The sequence below is a fragment of the Kitasatospora sp. NPDC058063 genome (genome assembly GCF_042885395.1).
Taxonomy (GTDB): Bacteria; Actinomycetota; Actinomycetes; order Streptomycetales; family Streptomycetaceae; genus Kitasatospora; species Kitasatospora lactacystinica.
Genome location: NZ_JBHVSD010000004.1, coordinates 68,320 through 82,882, shown reverse-complemented (window position 1 = coordinate 82,882; position 14,563 = coordinate 68,320). Strand labels below are relative to the sequence as shown.

At 73.8% G+C, this 14,563-nt stretch carries 13 protein-coding genes; 11 read left to right on the top strand and 2 right to left on the bottom strand.

All coding sequences use genetic code 11. From position 1 onward, the window contains the following. Window positions 1–5 precede the first annotated feature (5 nt). Together ACFVUY_RS08470 and ACFVUY_RS08465 are read left to right on the top strand one after the other, a co-directional pair. Window positions 6–482: a flavin reductase family protein gene (locus ACFVUY_RS08470; RefSeq protein WP_387728738.1), complete on the top strand. Its 477-nt coding sequence runs from the start codon at window positions 6–8 to the stop codon at window positions 480–482. Window positions 483–498: 16 nt separating this feature from the next. Next, window positions 499–1,530, top strand: a complete 1,032-nt coding sequence (locus ACFVUY_RS08465; protein ID WP_387728315.1) for an NAD-dependent epimerase/dehydratase family protein — start codon at window positions 499–501, stop codon at window positions 1,528–1,530. Between the two features lie 119 nt (window positions 1,531–1,649). On the opposite strand, the gene ACFVUY_RS08460 is transcribed toward ACFVUY_RS08465, so the two are convergent. After that, window positions 1,650–2,642, bottom strand: a complete 993-nt coding sequence (locus ACFVUY_RS08460; RefSeq protein ID WP_387694130.1) for a LacI family DNA-binding transcriptional regulator — start codon at window positions 2,640–2,642, stop codon at window positions 1,650–1,652. 124 nt (window positions 2,643–2,766) lie between these two features. On the opposite strand from ACFVUY_RS08460, the gene ACFVUY_RS08455 reads away from it, so the two are divergent. The 6 genes from ACFVUY_RS08455 to ACFVUY_RS08430 all read left to right on the top strand — a co-directional run bounded on the left by ACFVUY_RS08455 (window position 2,767) and on the right by ACFVUY_RS08430 (window position 8,060). Continuing rightward, on the top strand, window positions 2,767–3,726 hold the full coding sequence (locus ACFVUY_RS08455; RefSeq protein ID WP_387728313.1) for a ribokinase: 960 nt from the start codon (window positions 2,767–2,769) through the stop codon (window positions 3,724–3,726). Window positions 3,727–3,830: 104 nt separating this feature from the next. Further along, window positions 3,831–5,177, top strand: a complete 1,347-nt coding sequence (locus ACFVUY_RS08450) for an NtaA/DmoA family FMN-dependent monooxygenase (protein ID WP_387694132.1) — start codon at window positions 3,831–3,833, stop codon at window positions 5,175–5,177. A 32-nt stretch (window positions 5,178–5,209) separates the two neighbouring features. Beyond that, window positions 5,210–5,785, top strand: coding sequence for a flavin reductase family protein (locus tag ACFVUY_RS08445; RefSeq protein WP_387728311.1), 576 nt, complete (start codon window positions 5,210–5,212; stop codon window positions 5,783–5,785). Then, complete coding sequence (locus ACFVUY_RS08440) at window positions 5,778–6,203, top strand: riboflavin kinase (RefSeq protein WP_359898440.1); 426 nt, start codon at window positions 5,778–5,780, stop codon at window positions 6,201–6,203. Before ACFVUY_RS08445 ends, ACFVUY_RS08440 begins: the two co-directional genes overlap by 8 nt. Before the next feature lie 213 nt (window positions 6,204–6,416). Beyond that, a complete protein-coding gene (locus ACFVUY_RS08435; RefSeq protein WP_387694136.1) occupies window positions 6,417–7,166 on the top strand; it encodes a nicotinamide riboside transporter PnuC in 750 nt (249 codons plus the stop codon). 267 nt (window positions 7,167–7,433) lie between these two features. Further along, window positions 7,434–8,060: a hypothetical protein gene (locus ACFVUY_RS08430; RefSeq protein ID WP_387728309.1), complete on the top strand. Its 627-nt coding sequence runs from the start codon at window positions 7,434–7,436 to the stop codon at window positions 8,058–8,060. A gap of 81 nt (window positions 8,061–8,141) precedes the next feature. On the opposite strand, the gene ACFVUY_RS08425 is transcribed toward ACFVUY_RS08430, so the two are convergent. After that, a complete protein-coding gene (locus tag ACFVUY_RS08425; protein WP_387728307.1) occupies window positions 8,142–8,633 on the bottom strand; it encodes a DUF1269 domain-containing protein in 492 nt (163 codons plus the stop codon). A 312-nt stretch (window positions 8,634–8,945) separates the two neighbouring features. Here ACFVUY_RS08425 and ACFVUY_RS08420 point away from each other — a divergent pair, with 312 nt between their 5' ends. From ACFVUY_RS08420 to ACFVUY_RS08410, 3 genes are all read left to right on the top strand, one after another. Next, complete coding sequence (locus ACFVUY_RS08420) at window positions 8,946–9,863, top strand: polyphosphate kinase 2 family protein (protein ID WP_387728305.1); 918 nt, start codon at window positions 8,946–8,948, stop codon at window positions 9,861–9,863. Between the two features lie 149 nt (window positions 9,864–10,012). Continuing rightward, on the top strand, window positions 10,013–12,778 hold the full coding sequence (locus tag ACFVUY_RS08415; protein WP_387694139.1) for a cation-translocating P-type ATPase: 2,766 nt from the start codon (window positions 10,013–10,015) through the stop codon (window positions 12,776–12,778). A gap of 28 nt (window positions 12,779–12,806) precedes the next feature. Beyond that, window positions 12,807–14,522, top strand: a complete 1,716-nt coding sequence (locus ACFVUY_RS08410) for a SulP family inorganic anion transporter (protein WP_387728303.1) — start codon at window positions 12,807–12,809, stop codon at window positions 14,520–14,522. The last annotated feature ends 41 nt before the right edge of the window (window positions 14,523–14,563 follow it).

Here is a 14,563-nt window from a genome sequence, read left to right as displayed (position 1 = left end):
AGACGATGGCCCGTTTCGCCACCGGGGTCACTGTCCTGACCACCGGCGGCGAGAACGTCCACGGGATGACCGCCAACGCGTTCAGCTCGGTCTCCCTGGAACCGCCGATGGTGCTGTGCTGCGTGGCCCGCTCCGCGACGATGCACGAGGCGATCGCCGCGACCAGGTCCTTCGCGGTCTCCGTGCTCGGCTCCGAACAGGAGCACCTGGCACGGTACTTCGCGAACAGGAGCAGGCCGCGCGGGGCCGCCCAGTTCGACGGCCTCGACTGGCAGCCCGGCCCGTTCACCGGGGCGCCGCTGCTGGCGGGCTCGCTGGCCTGGCTGGAGTGCAAGCTCGCCGAGCAGTACGACGGCGGCGACCACTCCATCTTCCTCGGCGAGGTGCTCGCCTCGGACTGGGCCGACCACCGGGAGGCGCTGCTGTTCTACGGCGGTTCCTTCCACCGGGGCATCGGCGGGAAACCGGAAGAGATCGGCTGAGCGGGGGGATGGTCCGATGTTGGTGAGCGTGACCGGCGGCACCGGATTCGTCGGCATCCACTCGGTCGCGGCGCTGGTCCGCGGCGGCCACCGGGTGCGGATGCTGGTCCGCGACCCGGCCGCCGCGGGGCGGGTCCTGGGCCTGCTGGAGGTGGACCCGGGCGCCGTCGACCTGGTCGTCGGGGACGTGACCGACGAGGGCGACGCGGCCCGCACGGTGCGCGGCGCCGACGCCGTGCTGCACGCGGCCGCGGTGTACTCCTTCGACAGCCGGCGCAACGCGCAGATGCGCCGGACCAACGAGCGGGGAACCGAACTGGTGCTGGCCGCCGCCCGACGGTCGGGCGCCGACCCGGTCGTCCACGTCTCCAGCATCGTCGCGCTGCTGCCGTCCCCCGGACGGCCGCTCGGGGAGCACTCCCCGGTCGGCCGTCCCCGGGACACGTACATGGCGACCAAGGCGGCGGCCGAGCGGATCGCGCGGGGCCACCAGCGGGACGGCGCGCCGGTGGTCATCAGCTACCCGCCCGCGCTGCTCGGCCCGCAGGACCCGGGGCTGGGCGACCAGAACGCCCGGCTGCGCAACACCCTGCGCGGACTGATGCCGATCTGGCCGCTGGGCGGCTTCCCGGTCGGCGACGTCAGGGACACCGCGCAGCTGCACGCCCGGCTGCTGACCACGCCGAGGGCGGGCTCCGATCGGCACTTCGGACCCGGCCACCACCTGCCCACCCGGCAGTACGTGCGGACCCTGCGGGAGGTCACCGGGAGGCGGCTGCCCGCGGCCTTCCTCCCCGCCCGGGCCATGCTGCCGGTCGGCGCCCTGGCCACCCTGCTCCAGCGCGGATGGCCCTGGCACATCCCCGCCGAGTACGGCGCCGTCTACACCTGCGCCTGTGCGACCCCGGTCGACCCCGCGGCGAGCACCGGGGGGCTGACGCCGAGGCCGACCGCCGAGACCATGGCGGACACGGTGCGCTGGCTGTACGCCGAGGGCCGGCTGACCGCCGGTCAGGCCGGGCTGCCGGCGGTGGACAAGGAGCGCTGAGCCGTACCCGACGGCCGGCCCCGGGCGGACTCAGGTCCGCCCGGGGCCGGCCGTCGGCCGTTCCCGGATTCCCGGCGCCGGGCATCAGGTGTGCAGGTGTCAGGGGTCGGGCGACGGCGTCAGGCGTCGGCGTCGGTGGAGGAGCGGACCACCAGCTGCGGGGCGAAGCGCTCCACGCGCTCCGTCCGTTCGCGGGCGGGGGCCTGAAGGAGGGTCAGGGCACGTTCGGCCATGGCGGTGAGCGGGTGGCGGATGGAGGTGATGGGCGGGTCGAGGAGTTCGAGCATCTCGGTGTCGTCGAAGCCGGTGACGGCGATCCGCCCGGGGACGGGGACCGCCGAGCGCTGCAGCGTGCTGACGAGGCCGACCGCGAGGACGTCCGCGCCGCAGACGACGGCGTCGATCCCGGTGTGCCGCTCGGCGATGCGCCGGCCCGCGGTGCGGCCGGCGTCGGTGGTGAAGCTGGGCAGCAGGACGGTGGTGGCGTCGGCGCCGCGGGCCTCGGTGAAGGCGGCGAGGCGTTCCGCGCCGGAGGAGGAGGCCTGGTCGGCGGCGACCAGGGCGATCCGGTGGCGGCCGAGGCCTTCGAGGTGGTCGAGGAGCAGCCGCATCGCGGCGGTGTTGTCGAGGGTGACGGCCACGGTGCCGGAGCCGGTGGCCCAGCGGTCGAAGAGGACGACGGGGGTGCGTTCGGCGGCGGCCCGGACGGCGGGGCCGGAGGCGCCGGCGGAGACGGGGACGACGAGCAGTCCGTCGACCCGGCCGCCGAGCAGGGTCTCGATCTGCTCGGCCTCGACGGCGGTGTCGTTGGCGGCGTCGGAGACCACCAACTGCCCTCCGGCGGCGCGGACTTGCTGGGCGAGCGCGTCGGCGAGCTGGACGAAGTAGGGGTTGGCGAGCGAGGGGACGACCACGCCGATGGTGCCCGTGGTGCCGGTGCGCAGCGCCCGCGCGGAGTGGTTGATGCGGTAGCCGAGGCGCTGGGCGGCCTCCTCGACGCGGCGGGCGAGTTCGGGGTCGACGTTGCGCGGGGTGCCGGCCAGGACGCGTGAGGCGGTCGCGCGGGAGACGCCCGCGGCCGCGGCCACGTCGAGGAGTCGGGGCGCAGTCACGTGGGGTGGTCCTTCGCGGTCGGAGAGGGCTCGGCTGAGCTGGCGCAATGCGCAGCACGAGGGTACTTGACGGTTTCCGGGGGCTGGTCCACAGTGTGGGAGATCGATCTCCCAAGGAGTGCGGATGCCGCTCATCACCGTCGTCGGTTCGATCAACCGCGACCTCGTCCTGACCGTCGGGGACCTGCCGCGACCCGGCGAGACCGTGCTCGCGCGGGGCTTCGTGGAGGGCGTCGGCGGCAAGGGCGCCAACCAGGCCGTCGCGGCCGCCCGGCTCGGCTCGCGGGTGCGTCTGGTCGCCCGGGTCGGTACGGACGCCGCCCCCATCCTGCGGGCGCTCGCCGCCGAAGGGGTGGACGTCGGGGCGGTGCGCCCGGCGCCGGAGAGCACCACCGGGATCGCCTCCGTGGTGGTCGACCGGGCCGGCGAGAACACCATCGTGGTCAACCCGGGAGCCAACGCCGCGCTGACGGTCGCGGACCTGCCGCAGCGGCTGGCCCGCTCGGCCGGCGAGGTGGTCCTGGTGCAGCACGAGATCGCCGCCGAGGTGGTCGCCGCCGCCGTGCTGCGGGCCCGGGAACAGGGCGGCACGGTCGTCCTCAACCCGGCGCCGGCCCGGCCGGTCGCCCCGGAGGTGCTGTCCGCCGTCGACGTCCTGGTGCCCAACCTCGGTGAACTCGCCGCCCTGCTCGGCGCGGAGCCGCCGGACGGCCCGGACGGCGCGCGCGAGCTGCTGGAGCGGGCCGCGCTGCCCTGCCGGGCGGTCGTGGTGACGCTCGGCGCGGACGGGGCGCTGGTCAAACAGCCCGGCCGCCCGGCCGTGCACCTGCCCGCCCCCGTCGTGGACGCCGTCGACACCGTCGGCGCCGGCGACACCTTCTGCGGGGCCCTCGCCGACTCCCTCGCCCGGGGCGCCGACCTGCTCGCCGCCGCCCGACGCGCCGTCCGCGCGGCCTCGCTGGCCGTGACCGGACTCGGCGCCCAGTCCTCCATGCCCTCCGCGGCGCAGCTCGACGCGGACGCCGCGGTCCTCGACGCCCCCACCGCGGTCCTCGACACCCCCGCCGTCCCCGCGGCATCCTGACGGACCCCTCGCCGTCCCCCTGTTCCCCCCGCGTTCCCCCGTGCTGTGACGGACCCCCAGGTCCCCCCACCCCCCCGCATCACCAGTTCAACGGAGAACACCCCATGCGCAACCTCAAGCTCGGCCTGTTCGAGAACGCCCAGACCAACGCGAGCGGCACCGCCACCTGGCGCCACCCCGACAGCCGCCGGCACCTGTTCGACACCCTCGGGTACTGGCGCGAGATCGCGCAGGTCTGCGAGGACGCCAAGCTCGACTTCCTGTTCCTGGCCGACGCCTGGGGCTGGTCGGAGATCGACGGGGTGCGCCCGCCGATCGCCACCGAGGAGACCCTGGACCTGCCGCGCCTGGACCCGTTCGTGATCGCCTCGGCGCTGCTGGCGAGCACCACCGACCTGGGCCTGGTGGTGACCGGCTCGGTGCTGGTGGAGCCGCCGTACGCCTTCGCCCGCCGGCTGGCCACCCTGGACCAGCTGTCCGGCGGCCGGCTCGGCTGGAACATCGTGACCACGGGCACCGCCGACACCGCGGTCAAGGCCTTCGGCATGGACATGGTGGCGCACGACGACCGGTACAAGATGGCCGAGGACTTCCTCGACCTGGTCTACAAGTACTGGGAGGGCGCCTGGGAGCCGGACGCCCTGGAGAAGGACAAGGGCGGCCGCTTCGCCGACCCGGCCAAGGTGCACCCGGTCGAGCACGAGGGCCCGTACTTCCGCTCGCACGGCTACGGCAACACCGCCCGCTCCCCGCAGGGCACCCCGGTGCTGTTCCAGGCCGGCGCCTCCCCGGCCGGGCGGCGGGTCGGCGGGCGGCACGGCGAGTGCATGTTCGTCGGCAGCGGCTCGGTGCAACAGCTCGCCGGGCACACCGCGGCGATCCGCGAGGAGGCCGTACGGGCGGGCCGCCGCGCCGACGAGGTCAAGGTGATGTCGGCGTTCTCCTGCGTGGTCGGCGCCACCACCGCGGACGCCGAGCGCCGCTGGCAGCGCGTCCTGGACGCCCAGCGCCCGGAGGTCACCGTCGCCAGCTACGCCATGTTCACCGGCCTCGACCTGTCCTCGTACGCGCCGGACACCCCGATGTCGGAGCTGTCCACCGAGATGTCCCAGACCCAGGTCGCCCGGTTCGCCGGCCGGACCGTCGGCGACGTGCTCGCCGACTGGCACACCCACGGCGTCGGCGCCCGCCCGGTGGTCGGCACCGCCGAGGAGATCGCCGACGAGATCTGCGCCCTGGCGCAGGGCGCCGACCTGGACGGCTTCCTGCTCTCGCCGACCGTCCAGCCGGCCTCCACCACGGAGTTCGTCGAGTCGGTGCTGCCGATCCTGCGCGCCCGCGGCGTCTTCCGCGGCGCGTACGCGGACGGCGAGTCGCTGCGCGAGCGGCTCACCGGCGCGTCCGACCGGGCCCTGCCGGCCAGCCACCCGGCCGCGCAGTACCGGCACTGAACCACACTCGCGACGAGAGGACGGCGACGACCATGGTCACTCCCGCCCACCACCCGAACCCGCCCGCCGCCGCGTCCGCGCAGCCGCCGACCGCGGGGCGGCCGCACACCGAGCGGCCGACCGGGGCGGAGCCCAACGCCGCGGCGCTGCGCCAGGCGTTCGGGGCCTACCCGACCGGAGTGGTCGCGCTCGGCGCGCTGCGCGACGGCGAACCGGTCGGGCTCGCGGTGAGCTCCTTCGTGTCGATCTCGCTGGAGCCGCCGATGGTCGCGGTCAGCGTGGCCCGCACCTCGACCACCTGGCCCAGGCTGACACAGGCACCGGAACTCGGGCTGAGCGTGCTCAGCCGCGGCCAGGGCGCGCTCTGCCGGCGGCTCGCCTCCCGCGAGGGCGACCGCTTCGACGGCACCGGGTGGCAGGCCGCGCCGGAGGGCGCGGTGCTGATCCACGACGCGGCGCTGTGGCTGACCGCCCGGGTGAGCGCGGTGTACGACGGCGGCGACCACGAGATCGTCCTGATGGAGCTGCTCACCGTCGAGCTGTTCCCCGGGGTGGAGCCGCTGGTCTTCCACACCAGCCAGTTCCGTGAGCTCACCCCCCATGGCTGACGCTCCGACGACCCCCCTGTCCGGCACCGTGGTGCACGGTGCCGGCCGGGGGCGGGGGCTGGGCTTCCCCACCGCCAACATCGCCGCCGAGCCCGGCACGCCCGTCCCGCCGCCCGCGATCTACAGCGGCTGGCTGGCCCGCCGCGCGACCGGCACCGTGCACCGCGCGACGATCAGCATCGGCACCAACCCCACCTTCTGCGACACCTCCGAGATCCACACCGAGGTGTACTGCCACGACGCCCCGGGCGACCTGTACGGCGAGCGCGTCGACCTGTGGTTCGTCGCCCGTATCCGGGACACCGAGAGGTTCGCCTCCGTCGACGAGCTGCTGCTCGCCGCCCGGGAGGACGTCCGCCGCTCCGAGGCCCTGCTGGACTCCGCGCACGGACGGCACGTCCTGGCCGCCCTCTCCTGACCCACCGGCACTGCCGTTCCCCTCCCGATCCACCGGCACGGCCGTTCCCCCCTCCCGATCCACCGGCACCGCCCTCACCTGCCGGCGCGCACACCCGCTCCCCACGCGGCCGCGCGCCCTGCGCCCCGAGCCCGGTCGGCCCCGCACCCCCCGCTTCGGCGGGGCCGACCGCCCCTTCCCCCACCTCGCTCCGCACGAACAAAGGTGTGAGTCATGAGCGCGTTCCACTGGTTGAACGAGCAGTTCGACTTCTTCGGTCTCCCCGTCTACTGGTCCGACTTCCTGGGCAACATCCTGGCGCTCGCCACCGTCTGGCTGGCCCTGCGGCGGTCCCTGGTGGCCTGGCCGGTGCAGATCCTCGGCTCGGTGCTGCTGCTGATCGCCAGCCTGAACGTGCACCTCGGCGGCAACGCCGCCCGACAGATCGTGATCATCGTCTCGGCGTCCTGGGGCTGGGCGACCTGGAAGCGCAGCCGCGAGCAGGAAGGCACCATCAACGTCCGCTGGGCGTCTGGGCGGGAACGCGCCGTGCTGGTCGCCGCGATGGTGGCGGGGACGGCCGCGTTCGGCGCGGTGCTGAAGGGGACGGACGCCTCGTTCTACCCCGGAGCGCCGTGGTGGATGGTCCTCGCGGACGCCTGGATCTTCGTCGGCTCGATCCTCGCCATGTACAGCCAGGCCCGCCGCTACGTGGAGTTCTGGTTCGTCTGGCTGGCCGTCGACCTGGTGGGCGTGCCGCTCGCCGTCCACTCCGAGCTGTACTTCTCCGGCATCGTCTACGGGATCTTCTTCGTGATGGTGCTGCTCGGCATCCGCGACTGGGCGTCCCGCAGCAAGCCGCAGGAGATCGCCTCGCCGCTGGAGCCCGCCGTCCTGGTGGAGGGCCGGGACGAGAGCCGGGTCGAGGGCCGGGACGACGCCCGCCCGGGCGGCTCCGCCCCGCGGGTCGGGGCCGCCGACTGACCGTCGGACCACCGCGCCGTACCCCGCCCCCCGTCCGCACCCCGCCCCGTCCGCGGGCCGGCCCCACCCCGGGGGCCGGCCCGCGCCGGTTTCCGGAGGCCGGAGCCGCGGCGGTGCCCGGGCCAGGACCCGCCCCGCTGAACGGAAGGCGCGGGCCGCCGGGTTCAGGCCGCACACGGGCGGATCGAACCCCGGAGGGTGCGCCGTCCGTGCTACCGGTGAGGACGGTCGGCAGCCGGCCCGGAGCACGGACGAGGGAGGACAGCGATGGCCTGGTACCAGGGGTCGAGCCGGATCACGGTGACGGCGGTGGAGGGAAGGTTTCCGCAGCGGGCGGTGGTGACCGTCCGGGGCGCCGCTCCGGTGGAGATCCCCTGCGAGGTCGGCGCCGTCCACCACGTCGAGGCGGAGCGCTGGCAGCTCGACCTGGAGCACCGGGACCAGGGCGAGTGGTGCCCCAACATCCGTGCGGTGCAAGGGCGGTGGCAGGAGATCCGGGGCGTGCTGACGCAGGTCGTGCACAGCCGCAACCGCGACCTGGCCGGCGACCGGCAGGACCGCAACCTGGTGCTGCGGATCGAGCGGGTCTCGCCGGCCGGTGACGACCCGTCGGCCGCCCCCGCCGCCCCGGCCGCGCGCCGGACCACCGCGGCGCACCTCGCTCCGGCGGTCCCGGCCGGCTCGGCGCCGCGCACCTCGGCCGGTCCGGCGAGCGGCACCACGAGCACCACCGGCAACTCGTCGCCGGGCGTACGGACGACCACCTCGGGCGCCGGGGCGGACTTCCTGCGGCCCGCCGCCGCCCCGGGCGGCCGGGTCACCGGCACCGGAGGCGCGAGCCGGACCACCGGCACCTCCGGGACGACCACCACGGCCGGCTCCTGGAACGGCTGACCGGGCCGGTCACGGCCGCGGGGACAGGTCTGCTCGATTCTCCGAGTGGTCAGGGCCGTTCCCGAAGGCGCGCCAACCGTTTCACTCGCCCTCGGTGAACGCCTCGCGCAGCCGGGCCTCCTCGTCCGCGGAGAGGTTCGTCTCCAGCAGCTCTGCGTGCAGGCCCTCGAACGCCGACCTGACCGGGTCGAGCACGGCGTCGGAGCTGAGCACGAACAGGGCCGAGGTGCCGGGAGTGACCTTCTCCCGCAGCCGTTTGACGAAGTCCTCGTCGATGCCGACATGGGCGAGGTGGCCTCCCAGCGCGCCGCCGGCCGCGCCCAGGGCCGCGCCGAGCACGGGCACGAAGAAGACCATGCCGAGGAAGAAGCCCCAGAAGGCGCCGCCCACGGCACCCATGCCGGTCATGTCGCTCAGATGGCGGGTCCTCGGCTTCCTGGCCCCTTCCGGCCAGGTGACCACCGCTCCGTCCTGGACCTTGATCAGCTCCTGGCGCCCCAGCCTCCTCAGTGTGGCGAGCGCCTCGTCGGCTCCGTTCGCGGTGGGAAAGCGCCATACCGTCAGGGTCGCCATCACGGCCTCCGATCGCGGGGGTACTGCACCGGCAGCCCCATCGTCGGCACGGGCCGCGGGCGCTGCCACACGCGGACGCCGGACGGGCGAACCGGCCGCAAGCGTCCCGGCCGGCCGCCCCGGCCGGGCGGCGCGGGTGGGCCCGCCCCGGAAGGACACCGTCGGATTGACACGGCCGACCGGCGGCCACAGCGTGGCAGGTAGCACTCTTCCGTGCTGGTCGGTCCCGGTCCGCGCCGCGTCGAGGACGCCCGCGCGGACGGGACGCACGGCAGGCCTCCCGATGCCCGCCGGACCCGAGAGGAGCAGGCGATGTCGGACGGACGGTCGGCCAGGCGCATTGCGAAGTTCATCAAGCCGCTGCGGGTGAAACCGGGGTCGCGGGTGGACCTCGCGGAGGACTTCGACCCCCGGTACAAGGCGGGCATGAAGAAGCGCGAGGGCGTCGAACTGCTGCGCACCGGCGTGTCGCTGCTCTCGGAGTACCAGGCCCGGCTGGCGGCCCAGGACACCTACGGCGTGCTGCTCTGCCTCCAGGCGCTCGACGCCGGCGGCAAGGACGGAACGATCCGTCACGTCATGAGCGGGGTGAACCCGCAGGGCGTCCACGTGAGCAGCTTCAAGGTGCCCTCCTCGGAGGAGCTCGACCACGACTTCCTGTGGCGGTACGCGCAGCGGCTCCCGGCGCGCGGGGACATCGGGATCTTCAACCGTTCGCACTACGAGGAGGTCCTCGTGGTGCGCGTCCACCCGGAGAACCTGGACCGGCAGAAGCTGCCGGAGGAGGCGAAGGGCCCCGGGGTCTGGCACCGCCGGTACCGGGAGATCAACGACTGGGAGCGCTACCTCACCGACAACGGGTTCAAGGTGGTGAAGATCTTCCTGAACCTCTCCAAGGAGGAGCAGCGCAAGCGCTTCCTGGCGCGGATCGACCTGCCCGAGAAGAACTGGAAGTTCTCCGAGGCGGACATCCGCGAGCGCGAGCGCTGGGACGACTACCAGGAGGCGTTCTCCGACATGCTGTCGGCCACGAGCACGCCGTGGGCGCCCTGGTACGTCGTACCGGCCGACCGCAAGTGGTTCGCGCGCATCTGCGCGGCGGCGGTGCTCGCGCACACGCTGATCGGGATCGATCCGCAGTTCCCCACGGTCGACGAGCGGATCCGCAAGGACCTGCGCACGGCCAAGCGCCTGCTGGAGGCGGAGGCCCCCCGGGGCGGCCGTACGTGATCCGGCGGCCGCGCGTGACCCGTTCGCGTGTGGCCCGTCCGGACGCGACCCGTCCGGGCGTGACCCGTCCGGGCGTGACCCGTCCGTGTCGACGCGTCGGACCGTCCGACGTCCAAGGGGGGACGTTCCCGGATCCCGAGGAGTGAAGAATGGCGGAGCAGGCTGGGCCGTCCGGCCCGCAGGAGTCCCCGGACCCGTGGTACGCGCGACCTCCCCGCGAGGTCGCGTCCTCGCTCGGGGTGGACCCGGCGACCGGGCTCAGCGCCGCCCGGGCGGCCGAACTGCTCGCCGCGAACGGGCCGAACGCGTTGCCCGAGGAGAAGTCGAGGCCCGACTGGCTGCGCTTCCTCGACCAGTACCGCAGCTACATGCAGATCATCCTGCTGGCGGCGGCGGTGGTCTCCCTGGCGATCAAGGAGTGGACCACCGGGATCCTGCTGATCGTCCTGACGCTGCTCAACGCCGTGGTCGGCCTGCGGCAGGAGGGCAAGGCCGAGAGCGCGATGAACGCGCTGAGGTCGATGATGAAGGCCACCGCGCGGGTGCGGCGGGACGGGACGGAGGCGCAGATCCCGGCCGAACAGCTGGTCGTGGGCGACGTGGTGCTCGTCAGGGCGGGCGACGAGGTCCCGGCGGACGGACGGATCGTCGAGGCCAGCGCGCTGCAGATCGACGAGTCGGCGCTGACCGGCGAGAGCGTCCCCGCCGCCAAGGACACCGGCACCCTGCCGGCCGGGGCGCTGAGCCCGGGCGACCAGACCAACATGGCGTTCATGGACACCCCGGTCACCCACGGCAGCGGACTGCTCGTCATCACCGCGACGGGCTCCGGCACCGAACTGGGCAAGATCTCCGGGATGCTGTCGGCCACCGAGAAGGAGCAGTCGCCGCTCACCAAGGAGCTGAACACGCTGACGCTGTGGATCGCGGCGGCGGCCGGCCTGACCATGGTCGTGATGTTCGCGCTCGGCCGCAGCCGCGACCAGGCGTGGGACGCCCTCTTCGTCAGCGCGGTCTCACTGGCCATCGCGGCGATCCCGGAGGCGCTGCCGACGGTCAGCCAGGTCATCCTCTCCGTCGGCAGCCTCAACCTGGCCAAACGGCACGCGATCGTCAAGGAACTGCCGTCCGTCGAGACCCTCGGTTTCACCTCGGCCATCAACTCCGACAAGACCGGCACCCTCACGATGAACCAGATGACGGTCGTCGAGGTGCTCACCCCCGCCGACCGCTACACCGTCTCCGGCACCGGCTACCGCCTCGACGGGCGGATCCACCACGCCGCGGGCTCCGCCCCGAGCATCGAGGACGCCGTCCTGCCCCACCTGGTCGCCAACGACGCGAAACTGGTCGACGGCGAGGTCGTCGGCGACCCGACCGAGGGCGCGCTGCTCGTCCTCTGCCACAAGGCCGGGCTGGACATCGAGGCCACCCGGGAGCGCTTCCCCCGGCTCGCCACACTGCCGTTCGACCCCACCTACAAGCTGATGGCCAGCTTCAACGAGGCGAAGGACGCGGACGGCCGGGCGGTGGTGCGGTGCTTCGTCAAGGGCGCGGCCCCCGCGGTCATGGCCCGGGCCTCCTCGGCCGACTCGAACGGCGTGGTCGTCCCCTGGGACGCGGAGCTCGGCGGACGCGCCCGGGCGCAGACCGAGCGGATGGGCGGCGAAGGGCTGCGGGTGATGGCCGGGGCCGTCCGCGACCTGGACCCGGCGGACTTCGACCCGGACGGCGACCTGCTGGCGTTCGTCGAGGACCTGCGGATGACCAGCCTGGTGGCCATGGTCGACCCGCCGCGCGAGGAGTCACGGGCCGCCATCGCCAGCGCGCAGGCCGCCCACATCCGGGTCCGCATGGTGACGGGCGACGACGTCACCACCGGAGCGGCCATCGCCCGCCAGCTCGGCATCGACGGGGAGGCCGTCCTCGGCGCCGACTTCGCCGCCCTGCCGGAGCAGGAGCGGCTGTCCCGGATCGACGGCATCGGAGTCCTCGGCCGGGTCGCGCCCGAGCACAAGGTGCTGCTCGCCGCCACGCTCAAGCGCAAGGGCGACGTGGTCGCCATGACCGGCGACGGCGTCAACGACGCGCCGGCGATCAAGGCCGCCGACATCGGCATCGCCATGGGCAGCGGCACCGACGCGGCGAAGAACGCGAGCCGCATGGTCCTCGCCGACGACAACTTCGCCACCATCGTGTACGCCGTCGAGGAGGGCCGGAAGCTCTACGACAACCTCACCAAGTACATCCGGTTCGTCCTGGTGCTGCTGGTGACGTTCGTGCTGACCTTCCTCGGCGCCGCGCTCCTGAACATCGCCGCCGGCGAGCCGTTCACCCCGGCGCAGGTCCTGTGGGTCCACTTCGTGGTCAACGCCCCCTTCGGCTTCGCCCTGGGCTTCGACCAGGAGAGCCCCGGCCTGATGCGGCGCACCCCGCGCCCGCGCGGCGAGACGGTGCTGACCCGACCGGTGATGATCACCGTAGGACTCGCCGGGCTGGCCGTCACGGTCGCCCTGCTCGGGCTGACCAAGCTGGGCGAGGCGCACTACCACAGCGCGCAGACCGGCAACTCGATCGCGTTCACCGCCTTCGCGCTCTGCCTGATCGTGGCGGCCTTCGAGTGCCGCAGCGAGCGCGGCTCCGCGCTGAGCGTCAGCACCTTCGACAGCAAGCAGATGAACAGGGCGGCCCTCGGCGAGTTCGTCCTGGCGGTGCTGGTCACCCAGATGGACGCGTTCCACCGCCTCCTCGGAACCACCGACATCACCGCCCGGCAGTTCGGCTGGGCCCTGCTGGCCGCCGTCGCGCTCCTGCTGCTCTGGGAACTGGGCAAGTTCGTCGCCCGCAGAGTGTCCGGCGCCGGCGGCGGGGCGGCGGCCGCCCGCGGCGCCGCGACGGCCGGCCCGCGTCCGTGACGGCGTTCCGGAGCCCTTGAGGAGATCCATGGCCGCCGGTGCTCCCCCCGAACGACGACGGCACCGCGTCGTGCCGGCCCTGCCGGGACTCGCGGTGCTCCGCGCCTACCGGCGCAACTGGCTGCGGGGCGACCTGGTGGCCGGCGCCACGGTGGTGGCCTACCTGGTGCCCCAGGTCATGGCGTACGGGAGCGTGGCGGGGCTGCCGCCGGTCACCGGGCTGTGGGCGATCCTGCCCGCGATCGTGCTGTACGCCCTGGTCGGCTCGTCCCGGCTGCTGTCGGTCGGGCCCGAGTCGACCACGGCGCTGATGACCGCCACCGTGATCGGCCCGCTGGCCGGCGGCGACACCGCCCGCTACGCCGTCCTGGCCGCGAGCCTGGCCGTGGTGGTCGGCCTGCTGTGCGTGCTGGCCTGGCTGGCCAGGCTCGGCTTCGTCGCCGACCTGCTCTCCCGACCGGTGCTGATCGGCTACCTCGCAGGCGTGGCACTGATCATGATCGTGGACCAGCTGTCCAAACTCACCGGGATCGACGTGCGGGGAGAGGGGTTCTTCCCGCAGCTGACGTCGTTCGCGTCGAACCTCACCGAGGCCCACCTGCCGACGGTCGCCTTCAGCGCCGCCACCCTGCTCTTCCTCCTCCTGGTGGCCCGCTTCCTCCCGCGCCTGCCCGGCCCGCTGCTGGCCGTCGTGCTCGGCACCGCGGTCTCGGCCGCGTTCTCGCTCAAGGACCACGGCCTCGCGGTGATCGGCGAGATCCCGGCCGGGCTGCCCCGTCCCGTGCTGCCGGACCTCACCGAGCTGGACCGGCTGCTGCTGCCGGCACTGGGGATCCTCCTGGTCGGCTACACCGACTTCATCCTCACCGCGCGCGCCTTCGAAGGATCGGGGGAGGAACGGCGGCTGGACGCCAACCAGGAACTGCTGGGCCTCGGCGCGGTCAACCTCGGCGCGGGCTTCTTCCAGGGCTTCCCGGTGAGCAGCAGCGCCAGCCGTACCGCGCTCGCCGAATCGGCCGGCGGACGCACCCAGCTGTACGCGCTCACGGCCGGCCTCGGCGTGGTCGCCGTGCTGCTGTTCCTCAGCCCGCTGCTGCACGACACCCCGGACGCCGTACTCGGGGCCCTGGTCGTGTTCGCCGCACTCCGGATGATCGACCTCGCCGGCTTCCGCCGGCTGGCCTCCTTCCGGAGCCGCGAACTGCTGCTGGCGGTCGGCTGCATGGTCGGCGTGCTCACCCTGGACATCCTCTACGGCGTCCTGGTCGCGGTCGGACTGTCGGTGATCGAGTTGCTCAGCCGGGTCGCTCGGCCGCACGACGCGGTGCTCGGCCTGGTACCGGGCGTGGCCGGGATGCACGACGTCGACGACTACCCCGAGGCGCGGACCGTCCCAGGCCTGCTCGTCTACCGCTACGACTCCCCGCTGTTCTTCGCCAACGCGGAAAACCTGCGCCGCCGGGCGCTCGCCGCCCTGGCCGAACAGCCGGAGCCGGTGCGGTGGTTCGTCCTCAACACCGAGGCGAACGTCGAGGTGGACATCACCGCGCTGGACTCGCTGGACGCCCTGCGCCTCGAACTCGAAGCCCGCGGCATCGTGTTCGCCCTGGCCCGGGTCAAGCAGGACCTGCGCGACGAACTCGACGCGTACGGCCTGAGCGAATCCGTCGGCGCCGACCGGATCTTCCCCACCCTGCCCACGGCGGTGGCCGCCTACCGCACCTGGGCCCGGGGCGAAGGCTGATCGGCCGGCGGCGCCCCCTGACCCCGTCCGCCCCGTCGCGG